The 17,439-nt window shown below is 74.8% G+C and carries 18 protein-coding genes; 12 read left to right on the top strand and 6 right to left on the bottom strand.

The features are described 5' to 3' along the window. Window positions 1-44 precede the first annotated feature (44 nt). Genes CLV35_RS00090 through CLV35_RS00080 form a run of 3 tightly spaced genes read left to right on the top strand, consistent with a single transcriptional unit; the run spans window position 45 to window position 2,169 of the window. Window positions 45-1,001, top strand: a complete 957-nt coding sequence (locus CLV35_RS00090; RefSeq protein WP_121191398.1) for a heme o synthase — start codon at window positions 45-47, stop codon at window positions 999-1,001. Further along, entirely contained in the window at window positions 1,001-1,876 is an 876-nt protein-coding gene (locus CLV35_RS00085; RefSeq protein ID WP_231121224.1) for an ATP-grasp domain-containing protein, read from the top strand. Before CLV35_RS00090 ends, CLV35_RS00085 begins: the two co-directional genes overlap by 1 nt. Continuing rightward, window positions 1,873-2,169, top strand: a complete 297-nt coding sequence (locus tag CLV35_RS00080; protein ID WP_121191397.1) for a GNAT family N-acetyltransferase — start codon at window positions 1,873-1,875, stop codon at window positions 2,167-2,169. The genes CLV35_RS00085 and CLV35_RS00080 overlap by 4 nt, the downstream gene beginning before the upstream one ends. Here the strand turns inward: CLV35_RS00080 and CLV35_RS00075 are convergent. The 6 genes from CLV35_RS00075 to CLV35_RS00050 form a co-directional block, all read right to left on the bottom strand. Further along, the gene (locus CLV35_RS00075) at window positions 2,166-2,912 is read right to left on the bottom strand and encodes a class I SAM-dependent methyltransferase (protein ID WP_121191396.1); all 747 of its coding nucleotides are present in this window, start codon (window positions 2,910-2,912) and stop codon (window positions 2,166-2,168) included. The two genes, CLV35_RS00080 and CLV35_RS00075, sit on opposite strands and share 4 nt — an antisense overlap. Next, complete coding sequence (locus CLV35_RS00070; RefSeq protein WP_183061515.1) at window positions 2,909-3,844, bottom strand: COX15/CtaA family protein; 936 nt, start codon at window positions 3,842-3,844, stop codon at window positions 2,909-2,911. Before CLV35_RS00070 ends, CLV35_RS00075 begins: the two co-directional genes overlap by 4 nt. A gap of 47 nt (window positions 3,845-3,891) precedes the next feature. Then, window positions 3,892-4,608: an ABC transporter permease gene (locus tag CLV35_RS00065; protein ID WP_121191483.1), complete on the bottom strand. Its 717-nt coding sequence runs from the start codon at window positions 4,606-4,608 to the stop codon at window positions 3,892-3,894. Between the two features lie 101 nt (window positions 4,609-4,709). After that, the gene (locus CLV35_RS00060; protein WP_121191394.1) at window positions 4,710-5,633 is read right to left on the bottom strand and encodes an ABC transporter ATP-binding protein; all 924 of its coding nucleotides are present in this window, start codon (window positions 5,631-5,633) and stop codon (window positions 4,710-4,712) included. 9 nt (window positions 5,634-5,642) lie between these two features. Beyond that, entirely contained in the window at window positions 5,643-6,215 is a 573-nt protein-coding gene (locus CLV35_RS00055) for an NAD(P)H-dependent oxidoreductase (protein ID WP_121191393.1), read from the bottom strand. A gap of 290 nt (window positions 6,216-6,505) precedes the next feature. After that, on the bottom strand, window positions 6,506-8,827 hold the full coding sequence (locus CLV35_RS00050) for a hypothetical protein (RefSeq protein WP_121191392.1): 2,322 nt from the start codon (window positions 8,825-8,827) through the stop codon (window positions 6,506-6,508). Window positions 8,828-9,006: 179 nt separating this feature from the next. On the opposite strand from CLV35_RS00050, the gene CLV35_RS00045 reads away from it, so the two are divergent. Genes CLV35_RS00045 through CLV35_RS00005 form a run of 9 tightly spaced genes read left to right on the top strand, consistent with a single transcriptional unit; the run spans window position 9,007 to window position 17,316 of the window. Next, window positions 9,007-9,738 (top strand): helix-turn-helix transcriptional regulator, encoded by a 732-nt coding sequence (locus CLV35_RS00045; protein WP_121191391.1) that lies wholly within the window; start codon window positions 9,007-9,009, stop codon window positions 9,736-9,738. After that, entirely contained in the window at window positions 9,738-11,150 is a 1,413-nt protein-coding gene (gene sufB, locus CLV35_RS00040) for a Fe-S cluster assembly protein SufB (RefSeq protein ID WP_121191390.1), read from the top strand. Before CLV35_RS00045 ends, sufB begins: the two co-directional genes overlap by 1 nt. Next, window positions 11,147-12,334, top strand: coding sequence for a Fe-S cluster assembly protein SufD (gene sufD / locus CLV35_RS00035; RefSeq protein WP_121191389.1), 1,188 nt, complete (start codon window positions 11,147-11,149; stop codon window positions 12,332-12,334). The genes sufB and sufD overlap by 4 nt, the downstream gene beginning before the upstream one ends. Then, window positions 12,331-12,648 (top strand): non-heme iron oxygenase ferredoxin subunit, encoded by a 318-nt coding sequence (locus CLV35_RS00030; protein ID WP_121191388.1) that lies wholly within the window; start codon window positions 12,331-12,333, stop codon window positions 12,646-12,648. Before sufD ends, CLV35_RS00030 begins: the two co-directional genes overlap by 4 nt. 26 nt (window positions 12,649-12,674) lie before the next feature. Next, window positions 12,675-13,433: a Fe-S cluster assembly ATPase SufC gene (gene sufC / locus CLV35_RS00025; protein ID WP_121191387.1), complete on the top strand. Its 759-nt coding sequence runs from the start codon at window positions 12,675-12,677 to the stop codon at window positions 13,431-13,433. Next, complete coding sequence (locus tag CLV35_RS00020) at window positions 13,430-14,737, top strand: cysteine desulfurase (protein WP_121191386.1); 1,308 nt, start codon at window positions 13,430-13,432, stop codon at window positions 14,735-14,737. Before sufC ends, CLV35_RS00020 begins: the two co-directional genes overlap by 4 nt. Beyond that, a complete protein-coding gene (sufU, locus tag CLV35_RS00015; protein WP_121191385.1) occupies window positions 14,734-15,198 on the top strand; it encodes a Fe-S cluster assembly sulfur transfer protein SufU in 465 nt (154 codons plus the stop codon). Before CLV35_RS00020 ends, sufU begins: the two co-directional genes overlap by 4 nt. Next, entirely contained in the window at window positions 15,195-15,545 is a 351-nt protein-coding gene (locus CLV35_RS00010) for a metal-sulfur cluster assembly factor (protein WP_121191384.1), read from the top strand. The genes sufU and CLV35_RS00010 overlap by 4 nt, the downstream gene beginning before the upstream one ends. A gap of 37 nt (window positions 15,546-15,582) precedes the next feature. After that, window positions 15,583-17,316 (top strand): fibronectin type III domain-containing protein, encoded by a 1,734-nt coding sequence (locus tag CLV35_RS00005; RefSeq protein ID WP_121191383.1) that lies wholly within the window; start codon window positions 15,583-15,585, stop codon window positions 17,314-17,316. The last annotated feature ends 123 nt before the right edge of the window (window positions 17,317-17,439 follow it).

The following is a 17,439-nucleotide window of genomic DNA, read 5'->3' as shown; positions in this document are numbered from 1 at the left end:
GGAGCCGGGCGGGCGGGACGCACGGCGACGGCTAGTCTGTGCCTGTGACGGCTGTCGACCCGCGCCCGGCGATCACCCCCTCGCCCGGCGCCAGCGGAGACGGCCGACCCTCCCGCAGCCCCGCGGCGGTCGCGAAGGCCTACCTCGCGCTCACCAAGCCGCGCATCATCGAGCTGCTGCTCTGCACGACGATCCCGACGATGGTCCTGGCGGCCGACGGCCTGCCGGGCCTGCTCGTCACGGTCGCGACCCTGGTGGGCGGGTTCCTCGCCGCCGGCAGCGCCAACGCGCTCAACTGCTACATCGACCGCGACATCGACGCGGTCATGCACCGCACCGAGGGGCGCCCGCTGGCGACCGGCGCGGTCTCGCCGCGCGAGGCGCTGCTGTTCGGCCTCGCGCTGGGCGCCGCGTCGGTGGTGCTGTTCGCCACCGTCGTCAACTGGCTCTCGGCGGCCCTGTCGGTGCTGGCCATCGCGTTCTACGTCCTCGTCTACACCCTGGTGCTCAAGCGGCGCACCGCCCAGAACATCGTGTGGGGCGGGGCCGCCGGGTGCATGCCCGTGCTCATCGGCTGGGCCGCGGTCACCGGCTCGCTGTCGTGGGCGCCGGTCGTGCTGTTCGCCGTCGTCTTCCTCTGGACGCCGCCGCACTACTGGCCGCTCGCGATGCGCTTCCGCGACGACTACGCCACCGCCGGCGTCCCGATGCTGCCGGTCGTAGCCACCGAGGCGGTCGTCGCCGGCCAGGTCGTCGTCTACTCCTGGGCCATGGTCGCCGCGTCGCTGCTGCTCTGGCCGGTCGCCTCGATGGGCTGGGTCTACGGCGCCCTCGCGCTCGTGCTGGGCGCCGCGTTCCTGCGGGAGGCCCACGCCCTGCAGGCCCGCGCCCGGGCCGGCGTGCGCGGCGCCGCGCTCAAGCCCATGCGGCTCTTCCACGGCTCGATCAGCTACCTGTCCCTGCTGTTCCTCGCGGTCGCGATCGACCCGCTGCTGCGCTGATGGCCGCCGGGCCGCTCGTCCTCGTGGTCACCGGCAGCGACATGCCCGTCGCCGACCCCGAGGCGCCCCTGCTGGCGGAGGCCCTCGAGCGCCGGGGTGCCCGGGCGCAGGTCGTCCTCTGGGACTCGCCCGACGTCGACTGGGCGGCGGCCGCGCTGGTGCTCGTGCGCTCCACCTGGGACTACACCGGGCGCGTCGAGGCCTTCCTGGCCTGGGCCGACGCTGTCGGCGCCGCGAGCACGCTGCAGAACCCGGCGGCGGTGCTGCGCTGGAACGCCCACAAGGGCTACCTCGCCGAGCTCGCGGCGGCCGGCGTGCCGACGGTCGCCACCGAGCTCGTACGCCGTGGTGCCGACCCCTCGGCCGCCCTCGCCCGCGTCGACGACCGCGCCGGCGTCGTGGTGAAGCCGGCCGTCTCGGCCGGCGCCGAGGGCACCTCGCTGCACGCCTCCGCGGACGACGCGCGCACGGCGCTGGAGGCGCTGGTGGCCGCGGGCGACGCGCTGGTGCAGCCCTACGAGACCGGCGTGGCCGACGGCGAGCGCTCGCTGCTCTTCTTCGACGGCGCCTTCTCCCACGCGGTCGTGAAGGTCCCCCGCGCGGGCGACTTCCGGGTGCAGGAGCACCACGGCGGCACGACCGCGGCCTGGTCGCCGACGCCCGCGGAGCTCGCCGTGGCCCGCGCCGCCCTCGACCGCGCTCCGGTGCCCGAGCCGCTGCTCTACGCCCGCGTCGACCTGGTCGGCGAGCCGGGCGACCCGCGGGTGATGGAGCTCGAGCTGGTCGAGCCGTTCCTGTTCACCGCCCACGCGCCGGGCTCCCTCGACCGGCTCGCTGCGCTCGTCGCGGAGCGGGCTGGGATGCTGGCCCCATGAGCGAGCAGTCCCAGCCCTCCGTCGTCGACGCGCCCGAGGCCCACCGCTACGAGCTGCGCCTCGGCGACGAGGTGGCCGGCTACGCCGCCTACGAGCTCGACGGCAGCACGATGGTGATCACGCACACCGTCGTCGAGCCGGCCCACGAGGGCCAGGGCCTCGGCAGCACCCTCGCCCACGACGCGCTGACCGACGCGCGCAGGCGCGGGCTCGAGGTGGTTGCGCAGTGCCCGTTCGTCTCGGCCTACGTCGAGCGCCACCAGGAGTTCGCCGACCTGGTCGTCGAGCGCTAGGCGAGCGCAGCGCGGTAGCACCGGGTGAGGTAGGGCAGCGCGATGCTGCTCCGACCGGCCAGGTCGGGGTGCGAGGCGAGCAGCGAGCGCACGCGCCCGAGCAGCGCCGCGCGCTCGTCCTCCGGCAGCAGGATCACGTAGCTGCGCGAGGCGGCGAGCTCGACGAGGCCCTCCGGCGTCGTCTCGTGCGTCCAGGCGACCGTGCGGGTCTCCAGCTGCCCGAACGGCGGCCCCACCTGCGGGTCGACGCTGGTGTCGTTCGGCCGGCCGCCGCCGTCGAGCAGCTCGCCGAGCCGGGCCACCCACTCGTGGCTCTCGTCGCGCACGTTCCAGACCAGGCCCAGACGGCCGCCGGGCGCCAGGACCCGGGCGACCTCGGGCACCGCGCCGGCCGGGTCGACCCAGTGCCACGCCTGCGCGACCAGCACCGCGTCGACCGCGCCGTCGGCGAGCGGCACCTGCTCGGCGCGCCCGGCCAGGCTGCGCACGCCGGGCACCGCCCGCTCGAGCTCGGCGCGCATGCCGGCCGAGGGCTCCACCGCCGTCACCTCGAGCCCGCGGGCCCGCAGCAGGCGGGTGAGCTTGCCGGTGCCGGCACCGAGGTCGAGGACCCGCCGGGCGCCCGGTGGCAGCAGCCAGTCGAGCGCGGCGGCGGGGTAGTCCGGGCGCGCGCGCTCGTAGACGCCGGCGGCCGCGCCGAACGACGCCGCGGCAGCCGCGTGCGCGTCGTCCGGACCGCTCACGTCCGGGCCGCCACCGCCGGCCGGGCGGCGGACGCGGCAGGACGCGCGGCGGGTACGCGTGTGGCGCGCGTGCGCGTCGACAGCACCAGGTGCACGGCAGCGGCCACGAGGACCGTGGCGCCGAGCATGTGGGCGGCGACCAGGGCCGCCGGGAGCCCGGTGAAGAACTGGACGAAGCCGATGACCGACTGGGCCAGCTCGACGACGAGCAGGACGGCCGCCGCGCGGCGGACGACCGCAGGGGCGCCCGTGGCGTGCAGCGCCACGAGCAGCGCGACGGTCAGCCCGACGAGCAGGAAGACGCCGTCGGCGTGCAGCTGCGACATGCGGTCCGGGTCGAGCCCCGTGCGCTTGGCCTCGAGGTCGCCGGCATGGGGACCGCTGCCCGTGACGACGGCGCCGAGGTAGCAGATGACCAGGACGAGCCCGAGCAGCGCCGAGGTCAGGTGGCGCAGGGGCTGCGCCAGCTCGGAGCGGGCGGGGGCGTCGCCCTCGCGGACGCGCACGACGAGCAGGGCGGCTGCGGCCACCATCAGCAGCGAGCACATCAGGTGGAGCATGACGACCCAGGGGTTCAGCTTGGTCAGCACGGTGATGCCGCCGATGACGGCCTGGGCCGGGATGCCGAGGAAGAGCCCGAGGGCCAGCAGCACGGGCCCGCGGCGGTAGGGCCGAGCGGTCAGCGCGGAGACCAGCGTCGCGACGGCCACGAGCGCCAGCACGAAGGTGAGCATCCGGTTGCCGAACTCGATCGCCCCGTGGAGGCCGTAGGCCGAGTGGGTGACGTAGGACCCGTCGCCGCACTGCGGCCAGGTCGGGCAGCCGAGCCCGCTGCCGGTGAGGCGGACCGCTCCGCCGGTGACGACGAGCAGGCAGTTGGCGACCAGCGAGGCCCAGGCCAGGCCGAGGACGATGCGCCAAGATCTGCTCACGGCTCCCAGCCTAGGAGGTCGCGGGCGCAGCGCAGCCCGGCCGCGGGTCACTCCCACCGGAAGAACCGGCCGGCGAGCACCGCCGCGCCCGCGGTCCAGGCGCACAGGACGGCGAACGGGCCCAGCGGCAGGGCGTGGCCGTGCTCGAGCACGCCGCGCAGGCCCTCGGACAGTGCGGCCAGCGGGAAGGCCTCGGCGACCAGCTCGCCGGCGCGGGGGTAGTCGGACAGCGGCACGACGACGCCGCCGCCGAGCAGGAGCAGGACCCAGACCAGGTTGGCGCCGGCCAGGGTGGCCTCCGCGCGCAGGGTGCCGGCCATGAGCAGCGCCAGCGCCGTGAAGGCCGAGGTGCCGACGAGCACCAGCGCCAGCACGGAGAAGGGGTCGCCGTGGGGCCGCCAGCCGAGCACCACGGCGACTGCGCCGAGCACCACCCACTGCGCGGCCTCGACCGCCAGCACGGCGACCGTCTTGCCGGCGAGCAGGCCCCAGCGCGGCAGCGGTGTGGAGCCCAGGCGCTTCAGGACGCCGTAGCGGCGCTCGAAGCCGGTGGCGATCGCCTGGCCGGTGAAGGCGATCGACATCGCCGCGAGTGCGAGCACGCCCGGCGTCACCGCGTCGACCCGGCGGGCGCCAGTGGCGGTGCCGAGGTCGACCTTCGCGCCGACCACGAGCAGCAGCGCCGGCACGACGAGCGCGAGCAGCAGCTGCTCGCCGTTGCGCAGCAGCATCGAGAGCTCGAGCCGGGACTGGGCGGCGACCATCCGCTGCACGGGCGCCGTCCCCGGCCGCGGGGCGAGGTCGAGCGTGACGGGCGGCGCTCCGGCGCCGGTGGTCCCGGGCCGGCTCACGGCGGGCAGGCTCGTCACGCGCGCAGCTCCCGGCCGGTGATCTCGAAGAAGACGTCCTCGAGCGTACGCCGCGACACCGAGAGCCCGACCGGCATGACGTCGAGCGCCGCGCACCAGCCGGTCACGGCCACCAGCGCTGCCGGGGTCAGCGGGCCGTCGACGCGGTAGGCGCCGGCGGGCTCCTCGGTGACGGTGAGTCCGAGGGGCAGCGCCGAGCGCAGCGCCTCGAGCGGCAGCCCCGGCCGCGCGGAGAAGGTCAGGCGCGTCTGCGCGCCGCCGGCCGTGAGCTCGGCGGGGGAGCCGGATGCCACCACCCGTCCGGTGTCGATGATCACGACCTCGTCGGCGAGCCGCTCCGCCTCGTCGATCAGGTGGGTGGTCAGCACCACGGTCACCCCGGCCCGGCGCAGCTCGATCACCAGGTCTCCGATGACCCCGCGCGCGTGCGGGTCGAGCCCGGCGCTCGGCTCGTCGAGGAAGACCAGCTCGGGCCGCCCGACCAGCGCCAGGGCGAGGGAGAGCCGCTGCTGCTGGCCGCCGGAGAGCCGCTTGTAGGGCGTGCGCAGCGAGCCGCCCAGCCCGAGCCGCTCGACCAGCAGGCCCGGCGGCAGGGGGTCGGCGTAGAGCGCGGCCGCGTGCTCGAGCGCCTCCTGCGGGCGGATGGCGTTGGGGATGCCGCCGCCCTGCAGCATCACGCCGACGCGCGCCTTCAGCTCGGCGCTGTCGCGGACCGGGTCGAGACCGAGCACCCGCACGGTGCCCGAGTCGGGACGGCGGTAGCCCTCGCACGTCTCGATGGTCGTGGTCTTGCCGGCGCCGTTGGGCCCGAGGACCGCGGTGACCGAGCCGCGCTCGACGCGCAGCGAGAGCCCGTCGACGACGGGCCGGGGTCCGTAGCGCTTGACCAGGTCGACGACCTCGACGGCAGCGGCGGACATGCCTCGATGCTAGGGCGCCAGCCCCGCTCCGGCAGCCGTGACCCTGAGCACAGGGGAGTCGCGCGCCGCGAGCGCAGCGACCGCTGTGAGGTACGGCACGAGCGAGCCGACGACGCGCCGTGACGTGGCAGCCGCGTCGGCGAGGTCGGCGTCGAGCAGCGCGACCGACGCCGTGGGCGTCGTGGCGCCCAGCTCGAGCAGCAGCGGCCGCAGGTGCACCTCCGCGGCCAGCGTGTGGGCGGGGGAGCCGAGGGTGATCACCGGGACGGCCAGCACGCCGTCCAGCGCGGCCGGCGGCAGCAGGTCGACGAACGCCTTGAGCAGGCCGGTGTAGCTCGCCTTGTAGGTGGGTGTCGCCACGACGAGCACGGCGGCCCCGCGCACGGCTTCGACCGCCTCGGCCAGCGCCTCGGACGCGCCCGCCGCGAGCGGGTTGGGCAGCTCGGCCAGGTCGAGGTGCACCGCCTCGCCGGGCAGGCCGAGCTCGTCGTGCAGGTCGGCCCCGAGCAGCGCGGCGACGTGCGAGGTGCGCGAGCCCCTGCGGGGGTTGCCCGACAGCGAGACGACCCCGCGGGCGCTCATGCCCGCACCAGGTCAGGGGTCGAGGGGGCGTAGGTCATGGCGGTTCTCCTCAGGTACGCAGGCGCGCGGGCGCGGCCGGCGGCGAGCCGGCGGCGGCTGGGGCAGGGGCGGGTCGAGCGGGGGGTCAGCGACGCGCGAGGTCGCGACAGGAGGTGCCCGGCGGCACCGGCGACATGCTCAGCAGGTGGCGCGCGAGGGCGGGCCCGGGGAGGGCCGCGGGGCGCTGCGTGTCCACGGGCCTCACCGAACCACCTGCGGCGACGCGGTGTCAAGCATGTCGACCGATCGTGTCAGGAAGGCGTCGTCGCGACCGTCCGACCGGCGTCCAGGTCGACCCGCGCGGCGGGGACGACGGGCTCCTCGGCCGCCATGGCGTCGAGCGCTGCGGCCGCCGCCAGCTCGCCGATGCGCCGGTAGGCCTCGAACTCCCGGTCGCCGTAGAGCTGCTGGGCGACGGTGTCGTGGGGGAACTCCTGGTGGGCGAACGCCCAGGCGAGCACGTCCCACGAGGCCGGCGCCTGGGCCGGCAGCGCCAGCTTGCACAGGTAGAGCGCCGCGACGCGGCCGTCGGGGTACTCGCACGTCCCGCGCGCCACCAGCGCTGCGGCGCGCATGGTCTTCTCGTCGGTGGTCATGGTCGTCGGGTCGAGCCGGACGGCGACGCCGAGGTCAGCGCGCGCCGTCGCCACCGACTGGCCGAACTCCGCCCACCGGTTGGGCAGGTCGCCGGACGCGTCGAAGACGACGATCTCGTCGGCTCCGCGGCGCAGGGCCTCGACCAGCCCGAGGTTCTCGTAGTGGCTCCCGTCGGTGACGTAGACCCAGCGGCCGGAGAGCCCCACCCGGCCGCTCATCTCGCGCAGCAGGCCGGGGATGCCGGGCTGGCGCAGCTGGGTGCGGAGCAGGCGCCACACCTTCACGAGCGGCCCGTCCTCCGGGTCCGGCGCCTGCAGCCGGCAGCCCGGGTGCATGGGGTTCGGCAGCCACAGCCCGAGCCGGACGTTGGCCAGCGAGAGCAGCAGCCGCAGCGGGGCCCGGGTGTAGCGGCCCATCAGCGGCGACACCGCGGCGCCGCTGACAGCGACCGCCGCGGGGAGGGTCAGCAGGCGTACGCCGGCGATGCGCTCGTACTCCGCGGTGTCGCGCAGGTGGCCGGCGCGGTGGGCCGCGGCGAGCCGCTCGGGGGTGTCGAGCGGCCCTGCGGTGACGCCGGTGTGCCGAGCGGAGAAGGTGAACGACGCGCAGCCGCGGCCAGAGGGCGCGCGGCCCTCCTCGGCGGTGTTGACGGCGGCGCAGACGACGAGCTCCGGCACGTCGTGCGGCTGCGCGAAGTCGGAGAAGCGCACCGGCTGGGTGTAGTCGAGCGAGTCGGCGCTCGTGCCGTCGGGGGAGCGGCGCACCACGTAGGCCGAGGAGAGCCGCTCCTTGTAGAACGGGTGCACCGAGTTGCGGTTGATGTCGCTGAGCAGCTGCCACAGCAGCAGCGCGGCAGCCAGCACCGCGACGACGACCCGGTCGTCGGTGCCGAGCCCGTGCCAGGCCGGCCCGGTCGTCCAGGTCACGAACGCGGCGACGAGGGCCAGCAGCGCCAGGCCCGAGCCCAGCCACGGCGAGAGCGCCGACACGGCGCGCTTCAGCGCGCTCGACACCAGCCCCGGCCGGCTCCCGCTGGTGGCCTGCAGCTGGCCCTTGAAGCGCCCCAGCGTGCTCTTCACGAGCACCACCAGTGCGGAGGTCGTGCCCAGCAGGCCGCCGGTCTGCGCGCCGCCGCCCAGTCCCGGCCGGGCGTCGCGCACCTGGCTGAGCAGGTGCATCAGCTCGGGGACGCCCATCAGCAGCACGGCGCCCGCGGCCGCCGTGCTCAGCAGCCGCAGCGACCAGGAGCGCAGCGCCGCGTACAACGTCTCGCGGGGCGGGAAGTAGATGTCGCGCACGCGCTCCACGGCGTAGAGCAGCAGCCCGGCGCCCGCGACGCCCAGCAGCACCAGCGCGACCGTCGTGAGGTCGCCCACCTCCCAGGTGCGGCCGCCGTCGCTGACCCGCACGAGGTCCCACTCGTAGAGCGCCCAGCCGACCAGGCGCGCGGCGATGCAGACCACGAGCAGGACGGGCACGAGGTTGAGCACGAGGCCGTAGAGGATGCTCAGCGCGCCGTAGGCCGCGACCTTCGGGTCCTCGGCGAGGTAGCGCGTGTGCGCCCGCAGCCGGTTGTCCTCGGGGGAGCCGGGCGCGTAGGCGGGCAGCTCGGCGCGCTGGGCGTCGGTGAGGTGGTGGTTGACGATGGCGGCCGAGGCCGCGATGTAGGCGCCGCCGGAGACGGCGGTGACCAGGCGTACGCCGTCGTACCAGCTCGCGCCGCCGCCCGCGGGCCGGCGGTGCAGGCCCTGCATCCCGCCGAGGGCGAACGCGGCGGCGCGGATGCCGCCGCCCGAGCAGCACACGGCGCGCAGCGGCTCCCCGTCCCGCGCCGGTCGCGCGGCAGCGGGCGGTGCGTCGGGGGGTCGGCCGGGCAGCAGGGTGACCGGCGCAGCCGTGCCCTGCAGCCAGCGCAGCAGCGCCGCGCGGGCACCTGCTCCGCGCCGTGGCCCGCCCGGGCCGTCGCTCGTCGCCATCCCGCACCTCCGGTGCGTCGTGTGAACAGCATGCACCCGGGATGAGCGCGTACGGGCCGGTTGCGTACACCTCGTCCCTGCCCGTCCGTGCCGGGTTAGGGGAGCCTTCCGTGACGCGGCCCACTCAGCCCTGCGCGACAGCGGGAAGCGAATTAGGACACACTGGTGTTGTGCAATTGATGGTCGTGGACGCGAGCGTGCAGGGGACCGGCGCAGAGCCGGTCTCCGAGGCGCGCCCGCAGGAGCCCGACGCCCGCACGCGCGACCGTGTCGCGCGCGCCATCTCCGAGGCCGGCCCGCTCACCGCGGCGGCCCTCGCCCGGCAGCTCCGGCTGACCCCCGCCGCCGTGCGCCGCCACCTCGACGCCCTGCTCGCCGCCGGCCACGTCGAGGCGCGCGAGGAGCGCGCCGCCGGGCCGCGCCGCCGCGGACGCCCCGCCAAGGAGTTCGCGCTCACCGGCACCGGGCACGCGGCGCTCGCCAGCTCCTACGACGACCTCGCCGTCTCCGCGCTGCGCTTCCTCGCGGCCACCGGCGGCGAGGCCGCGGTCGACGCCTTCGCCAGGGCACGCGTCGGCGAGGTCGAGGCGCGCTACGCCGCGGCCGTCGACGCCGCCGGGGAGGATCCCGCCCAGCGGCTCGACGCGCTGGCCGCCGCCCTGTCGGCCGACGGCTACGCGGCCAGCGTGCGCACCTCGCCGGCCGGCGGCGCGCAGCTCTGCCAGGGCCACTGCCCCGTGCAGAGCGTCGCCGCCGAGTTCCCCCAGCTGTGCGACGCCGAGGCGGCCTCGTTCGCGCGCCTGGTGGGGGCGCCGACCCGCAGGCTCGCGACGCTCGCACACGGCGAGCACGTCTGCACCACCCACGTGACCACCAGCTCCACAACAGCCTCTTCCGGAGGGATGCACTGATGACGCAGACTGCCCACCCCGAGCTCGACGGCCTCGGACGCTACGAGTACGGCTGGGCCGACCCCGACTCGGCCGGTGCCACCGCCAAGCGCGGGCTCTCCGAGCAGGTCGTGCGCGACATCTCCGCACGGAAGAACGAGCCGCAGTGGATGCTCGACCTGCGCCTCAAGGGCCTGCGCCTGTTCCACAAGAAGCCCATGCCGACCTGGGGCTCCGACCTCGGCGGCATCGACTTCGACAACATCAAGTACTTCGTGCGCTCGACCGAGAAGCAGGCCTCCTCGTGGGAGGAGCTGCCCGAGGACATCAAGTCGACCTACGACCGGCTCGGCATCCCCGAGGCCGAGAAGCAGCGCCTCGTCGCCGGCGTCGCGGCGCAGTACGAGTCCGAGGTCGTCTACCACAAGATCCGCGAGGACCTCGAGGAGAAGGGCGTCATCTTCCTCGACACCGACACTGCGCTCCGCGAGCACGAGGAGCTGTTCCGCGAGTACTTCACGACGGTCATCCCGACCGGCGACAACAAGTTCTCGGCGCTCAACACCGCGGTGTGGTCGGGCGGCTCGTTCATCTACGTGCCCAAGGGCGTCCACGTCGACATCCCGCTGCAGGCGTACTTCCGCATCAACACCGAGAACATGGGCCAGTTCGAGCGGACGCTGATCATCGCCGACGAGGACTCCTACGTCCACTACGTCGAGGGCTGCACCGCGCCGATCTACTCCAGCGACTCGCTGCACTCGGCCGTCGTCGAGATCGTCGTCAAGAAGGGCGCCCGCGTCCGCTACACGACGATCCAGAACTGGTCCAACAACGTCTACAACCTCGTCACCAAGCGGGCCGTCGCCCACGAAGGCGCGACGATGGAGTGGATCGACGGCAACCTCGGCTCCAAGGTCACCATGAAGTACCCCGGCGTCTGGATGGTCGGCGAGCACGCCAAGGGCGAGACGCTCTCCATCGCGTTCGCGGGAGAGGGCCAGCACCAGGACGCCGGCTCGAAGATGGTCCACGCGGCGCCCTACACGTCGTCCTCGATCGTGAGCAAGTCCGTCGCCCGCGGCGGCGGCCGCACGTCCTACCGCGGCCTGGTCCAGGTGCTCGAGGGCTCGCACCACTCGAAGTCGACGGTCCGCTGCGACGCGCTGCTGGTCGACACGATCAGCCGCTCGGACACCTACCCCTACGTCGACGTCCGCGAGGACGACGTGCAGATGGGGCACGAGGCCACGGTCTCGAAGGTCAGCGAGGACCAGCTGTTCTACCTGATGTCTCGCGGCATGACCGAGGAGGAGGCCATGGCCATGATCGTGCGCGGGTTCATCGAGCCCATCGCGCGCGAGCTGCCCATGGAGTACGCCCTCGAGCTCAACCGCCTGATCGAGCTGCAGATGGAAGGCGCCGTCGGATGACCGAGTCCGTCCTCGCTCCTGTCGTGGTCAAGGAGCACTCCCACGGCGGGGGCGCACCCGTCGTCGACGTGCGCAGCCGCGCCGACAGCGTGCGCTCCTTCGACCCCGCCGACTTCCCGCGGCCCTCGGGCCGCGAGGAGGACTGGCGCTTCACCCCGCTCGACACCCTCGGCGGCCTGCTCGACGGCGAGCCGTCGGCGCACCGGCTCAGCGTCTCCAGCGAGCTGCCCGACGGCGTCGAGCTGCGCACCGTCGGCGCCGACGACCCGTTCCTGCGCTCGGTGCCGGCACCCGTCGACCGCGTCTCGGCCTTCGCCGCCACGCGCTCGGAGGGCGCGCTGGTCGTCTCCGTGCCCAAGGAGGCCCAGCTCGACGAGCCCGCGGTCGTCCGGCTCACCGGCACCGGCTCCGCGGCCGACGTCGTCTGGGGCCACGTGGTCGTCGAGGTCGGCGCGTTCGCGAAGGCGACGGTCGTGCTCGAGCACGACGGCGCCGCCCGCTACGGCGCCGAGGTCTCCGTCGTCGTCGGCGACGGCGCCTCGCTCGAGCTCGTGAGCGTCCAGGGCTGGGACGACGGCAGCGTGCACGCGGCGCACCACGGCGTACGCCTCGGCCGCGACGCCCGCATCTCCTCCACCCAGGTCACGCTGGGCGGCGAGCTCGTCCGCGTCGTCGAGACGGTCGAGTACACCGGCCCCGGCGGCGACGCCGAGCTGCGCGGGCTCTACTTCGCCGACTCCGGCCAGCACCAGGAGCACCGGCTCTTCGTCGACCACAGCCAGCCGAACTGCCGCTCGCGGGTGACCTACAAGGGCGCCCTGCAGGGCGAGTCGGCCCACACCGTCTGGGTGGGCGACGTGCTGATCCGCGCCGAGGCCGGCGGCACCGACACCTACGAGCTCAACCGCAACCTCATCCTGACCGACGGCGCCCGCGCCGACTCGGTGCCCAACCTCGAGATCGAGACGGGCGAGATCGAGGGCGCCGGCCACGCCAGCGCCACCGGCCGCTTCGACGACGAGCAGCTGTTCTACCTGCAGGCGCGCGGCATCCCCGAGGACGAGGCCCGCCGCCTGGTCGTGCAGGGCTTCTTCGTCGACGTCCTGCAGAAGATCACCGTGCCGGCGGTCCGCGAGCGGCTCATCGCCGCGATCGAGGCCGAGCTCGCCGGGGGCCGCGCGTGAGCGCTGTACGCGTCGGCTCGGTCGCCGACTTCGCCCTCGACGCGCCCCTGGCCGTCACGGTCGAGGGCGTCCAGGTCGCGGTCGTGCGCACCGACGAGGGGTTCTTCGCGATCCAGGACCGCTGCAGCCACGCCAACGTCAAGCTCTCCGAGGGCGAGGTCGACGGCTGCGAGCTCGAGTGCTGGCTGCACGGCTCGATGTTCGACCTGCGCACGGGCAAGCCCTCCGGGCCGCCCGCGACCGCCCCCGTGCCCGTCTACCCCGTGACCCTCGCCGGTGACGACGTCCTCGTCGACGTCTCGCCCGAGGCCTGATCCCCACCCCTGAGGAGCCCTCCCGCATGTCCACCCTCGAGATCCGAGACCTGCAGGTCACCGTCGACACCGAAGCCGGTGCCAAGCAGATCCTGCGCGGCGTCGACCTGACCGTCCGGGCGGGCGAGACGCACGCGATCATGGGCCCCAACGGCTCGGGCAAGTCGACGCTGGCCTACTCCATCGCCGGGCACCCGAAGTACACCGTCACCGGCGGCAGCGTCACGCTCGACGGCGAGGACGTGCTGGCGATGCCGGTCGACGAGCGCGCGCGGGCCGGGCTCTTCCTGGCGATGCAGTACCCCGTCGAGGTCCCCGGCGTCTCGGTGTCGAACTTCCTGCGCACGGCGGCCACGGCGACCCGCGGCTCGGCGCCCGCGCTGCGCACCTGGGTCAAGGAGGTCCGCGAGGCGATGGACCGCCTGGGCGTCGACCCCGCGTTCGCCGAGCGCAACGTCAACGAGGGCTTCTCCGGCGGCGAGAAGAAGCGCCACGAGATCCTCCAGCTCGAGCTGCTCAAGCCGAAGATCGCCGTGCTCGACGAGACCGACTCCGGCCTCGACGTCGACGCGCTGCGCGTGGTGTCCGAGGGCGTCAACCGGGTGCGCGCCACCGGTGAGGTCGGCGTGCTGCTGATCACGCACTACACCCGCATCCTGCGCTACATCGAGCCCGACTTCGTGCACGTGTTCGTCGACGGGCGCATCGCCGAGCAGGGCGGCAAGGAGCTCGCCGAGCGGCTCGAGGCCGAGGGCTACGAGCGCTACACCAAGCTGGCCTCGTGACCGCTGACGTCCAGCGGGTCGCGCCGGCCGTGCTCGACGCCGAGGCCGTGCGCGCCGACTTCCCGATCCTGTCGCGCACCGTGCACGACGCCGACGGGTCGGGAGGGCGGCCGCTGGTCTACCTCGACTCCGCGGCGACCTCGCAGAAGCCGCAGGTCGTCCTCGACGCGCTCGACAGCTACTACCGCCGCTCCAACGCCAACGTGCACCGCGGCGTGCACGCGCTGGCGGAGGAGGCGACCGCGCTCTACGAGGGCGCGCGCGACAAGCTCGTGTCGTTCATCGGTGCCGCGTCGCGCAGCGAGGTGGTGTTCACCAAGAACTCCACCGAGGCGCTCAACCTCGTCGCCAACGTCGTGGCGTGGGGGAGCCGGTGGCGCGTCGGTCCCGGCGACGAGGTGCTCGTCACCGAGATGGAGCACCACTCCAACATCGTGCCGTGGCAGCTGCTGTGCGAGCGCACCGGCGCCACGCTGCGTTGGATCGGGCTGACCGACGAGGGCCGGCTCGACCTTTCGAACCTCGACGAGCTGCTCACCGAGCGCACGAAGGTCGTCTCGCTCGTCCACGTCTCCAACATCCTCGGCACGGTCAACCCGGTCGCCGAGGTCGCCCGGCGCGCCAAGCAGGTCTCGGGCGCGCTGGTCGTCGTCGACGGCTCGCAGGCCGTGCCGCAGCTGCCCTACGACGTGGGCGCGCTGGCCGCCGACGGCGTCGACCTGGTGGCGTTCACGGGCCACAAGATGGCCGGACCCACCGGCATCGGCGTGCTGTGGGGCCGCGAGGCCGTGCTCGCCGAGCTGCCGCCGTTCCTCGGCGGCGGCGAGATGATCGAGACGGTCAAGATGGCCGGCTCGACCTACGCCGCCCTGCCGCACAAGTTCGAGGCCGGCACGCCGCCGATCGCGCAGGCGGTCGGCCTCGGTGCGGCCGTCGACTACCTCTCGGGCCTCGGCATGGACGCGGTCGCGGCCCACGAGCAGCGGATCACCGCCTACGCGCTCGAGCGGCTCGCCGAGGTGCCCGGTCTGCGGGTCGTCGGCCCCGGGACCATGCTCGAGCGCGGCGGCGCCGTGTCGTTCGTCATGGAGGGGGCCGGCGGCCCCATCCACAGCCACGACGTCGGCCAGGTGCTCGACGCGCAGGGCGTCGCCGTACGCGTCGGCAACCACTGCGCGCGCCCGGTGTGCGACCGCTTCGGCGTCCCCGCCACCAGCCGGGCGTCGTTCTACGCCTACTCGACGACCGCCGACGTCGACGCACTGGTCGACGGGCTCGGCGTGGTCCGGAAGTGGTTCGCGTGAGCGTCGAGGCGCTCTACCAGGACGTGATCCTCGACCACTACCGCCACCCGCGGGGTGCCCGCCTGCGCGAGCCCTTCACGACCGAGGCGCACCACGTCAACCCGACGTGCGGCGACGAGGTGACCCTGCGCGTACGCGTCTCGCCCGACGGCGCGACCGTGGAGGACGTGTCCTGGAGCGGGCAGGGCTGCTCGATCAGCCAGGCGTCGTCCTCGGTGCTCTCCGAGCTGGTGACCGGCTCGACGGTCGCCGAGGGGCTCGACGCGCTGGCCGCCTTCCAGGCGATGCTGGCGCGCGAGTCGCCGCCGGACGAGGACCTGCTGGGCGACGGCATCGCCTTCGCCGGCGTCGCGCAGTTCCCCGCCCGGGTGAAGTGCGCGCTGCTCGGCTGGATGGCGTGGAAGGACGCGACGGCCCGCGCCGTTGCACAGGTGACCGCTGCGAACGAGGAGAAGCCATGACCGAGCCCACCACCGCAGTGCCCGAGACGCCCGACCTCGGCACCGTCGAGGAGATCGAGGAGGCGATGCGCGACGTCGTCGACCCCGAGCTCGGCATCAACGTCGTCGACCTCGGCCTCGTCTACGGCATCACCGTCGACGACCGCAGCCGCATCGCCGTCCTCGACATGACGCTCACCTCGGCGGCCTGCCCGCTGACCGACGTCATCGAGGACCAGACGCGTTCGGCCCTCGACGGGCTGTGCGACGACGTGCGCATCAACTGGGTCTGGATGCCGCCGTGGGGTCCCGACAAGATCACCGACGACGGCCGCGAGCAGCTGCGGGCGCTCGGCTTCAACGTCTGACCCGTTCGGGGAACCGGCAGACCACGGGCGCGCGCCCGTGGCACCCTCGACGGCGCACGGCCCGCACGTCGCGGCCCTGACCCGCCGCGAGGTGCCCTCCGTCATGCCGTTCGTCCTCCCGCCGTCCCGTTGCGCCCGCACCGCGTCCCTCGCCGTCCTGCTCGCGTGCGGCGCAGCCCTCTCGACGCTGGCCGGGGCGACCGGCGCCGCGGCCGCGGCGCCGGTCGGGGACTCGGTGCCGCCGACGGTGGGCGTGCCTGTGCTGAGCAGCGCCGTCGTCGCCTTCCCCACTCCGGGGGACGGGTACGGCCGCGCGGTACAGGTGCGCGTGCCGGTCACGGACGACGCGAGCGGGGTGGCCGCCGCCTCGCTGCGCCTGCGCGCACCCGACGGCAGCTACCGGCTCTACTGCTCCGCGCCTGCAGCGGGCTGCCTGAGCGTGGTCCGCGGCAGCCTCACGGCCTCCGACTGGTGGGTGACGGTCGCGCTCGACAGCTTGGACGCGGGCACGTGGACCGTCGCCGACTACGACGTGGTGGACGCCGCGGGCAACGAGGCGGTCGGCCCGTTCTCGCCAGCGCCGAGCTTCGTGGTGGGCCGCCTGCCGGGCCCCGTGAAGGCGGTGCGGGTCGTCCCCGGTGACGCGAGCCTGGCCGTGTCCTGGTCGCCGCCGACCGACGCGGGATCCGGGGTCACCGGCTACCGCGTCGAGGTCACGGGCCCTGACGGCGCCCCGGTCGCGTCGCCGACGCTCGGCGCCGCTACGACCGCGACGGTCGTCGGCGGGCTGACCGACGGGACGAGCTACCGCGTCAGAGTGGTGGTCCTCGGCGTGGTCGGGGAGACCCGCGACCGCACACCGGCCGCACGGGAGACCACCCCTCGCGCTGCGCTCCCCGCGACGGCGGTGCTCGGCGTCACCGGCCTCGGACCGGGGGCGCGGGGCGCGCTCGGCGTCCCGGCGCAGCGGATCGAGCTCGCGCTGCGCCCGCCCGCCGCCGCTTCCGGCGTCATCGTGACGCTCCTCGACGCCGCCGGAGTGGACCGCCAGCACTACGACCTCCCCAGCGCCCCGGGCCCCGACGGCGTGCAGCACGTCCTCGTGGAGTCGCCGGGCAACGGGCCGGTCACGCTCCACGTCCGCGCCCGGTCGTCCTTCCCGGCCTACTCGCCCGAGTCCGACGTGGTCGTGCTCGGGGTCGCCGCGGCGTCGCTGCCGGACCGCCCGACCGCGCGCAGGACCGTGCTCGCCGGCGCGCCCCTGCACGTCACGGGCACCCTGGTCGACGCGACCTCGCAGGCACCGCTCGCGGGACAGCCGGCGACGCTCGGCCTCGAGCCGCTGACCGGCGCCCGCCCGCACGTCCTCGCCCGCACGACCTCGGACTCGTCCGGGCACCTGGCCGCGACGGTGCGCGTCCGGGCGTCGGGCTACCTCGTGTGGCACTGCGCCGGCGGCACCTCGCGGGTCGGGGCGGTCGGGACCGCTGCCCGCCTGCTCGTCACACCGGCGGTGGCGGTGGCGGCGCCGCGCACCGCCGCCGCGGGCCGGCCGTTCCGGGTCACCGCGACCGTCACCGGCCGCGCGACCCGCACGGCAGCGGTGCTGCAGGAGCGGGTCGCCGGCCGGTGGCGGACGAGGCCCGCCTCGTCCTCGCGCACGGCCGGTTCTCGACCGCGGTCGTCGAGAGGTCGGCCGGCGCCCACGTCCTGCGCGTCGTCGTGCCCGCGCTGCGCGGGGTGCACGGGCCTGGCACCAGCCGGCCCGTGACCGTCACCACGCGCTGAGCCCGGCGAGGTGTACTGACCGGACAGGTTGGTGCAGGGCGACACGCCTCTAGCGGTACTTGATCAGGGAAGGCCCCCGGAGCTGGGGTGGAGCTGTCGAAGAACC

The sequence above is a fragment of the Motilibacter peucedani genome (assembly GCF_003634695.1).
Lineage (GTDB): Bacteria > Actinomycetota > Actinomycetes > Motilibacterales > Motilibacteraceae > Motilibacter > Motilibacter peucedani.
Note: the sequence above shows the minus strand (reverse complement) of the source record. Positions and strands in the feature narration are given on the sequence as shown.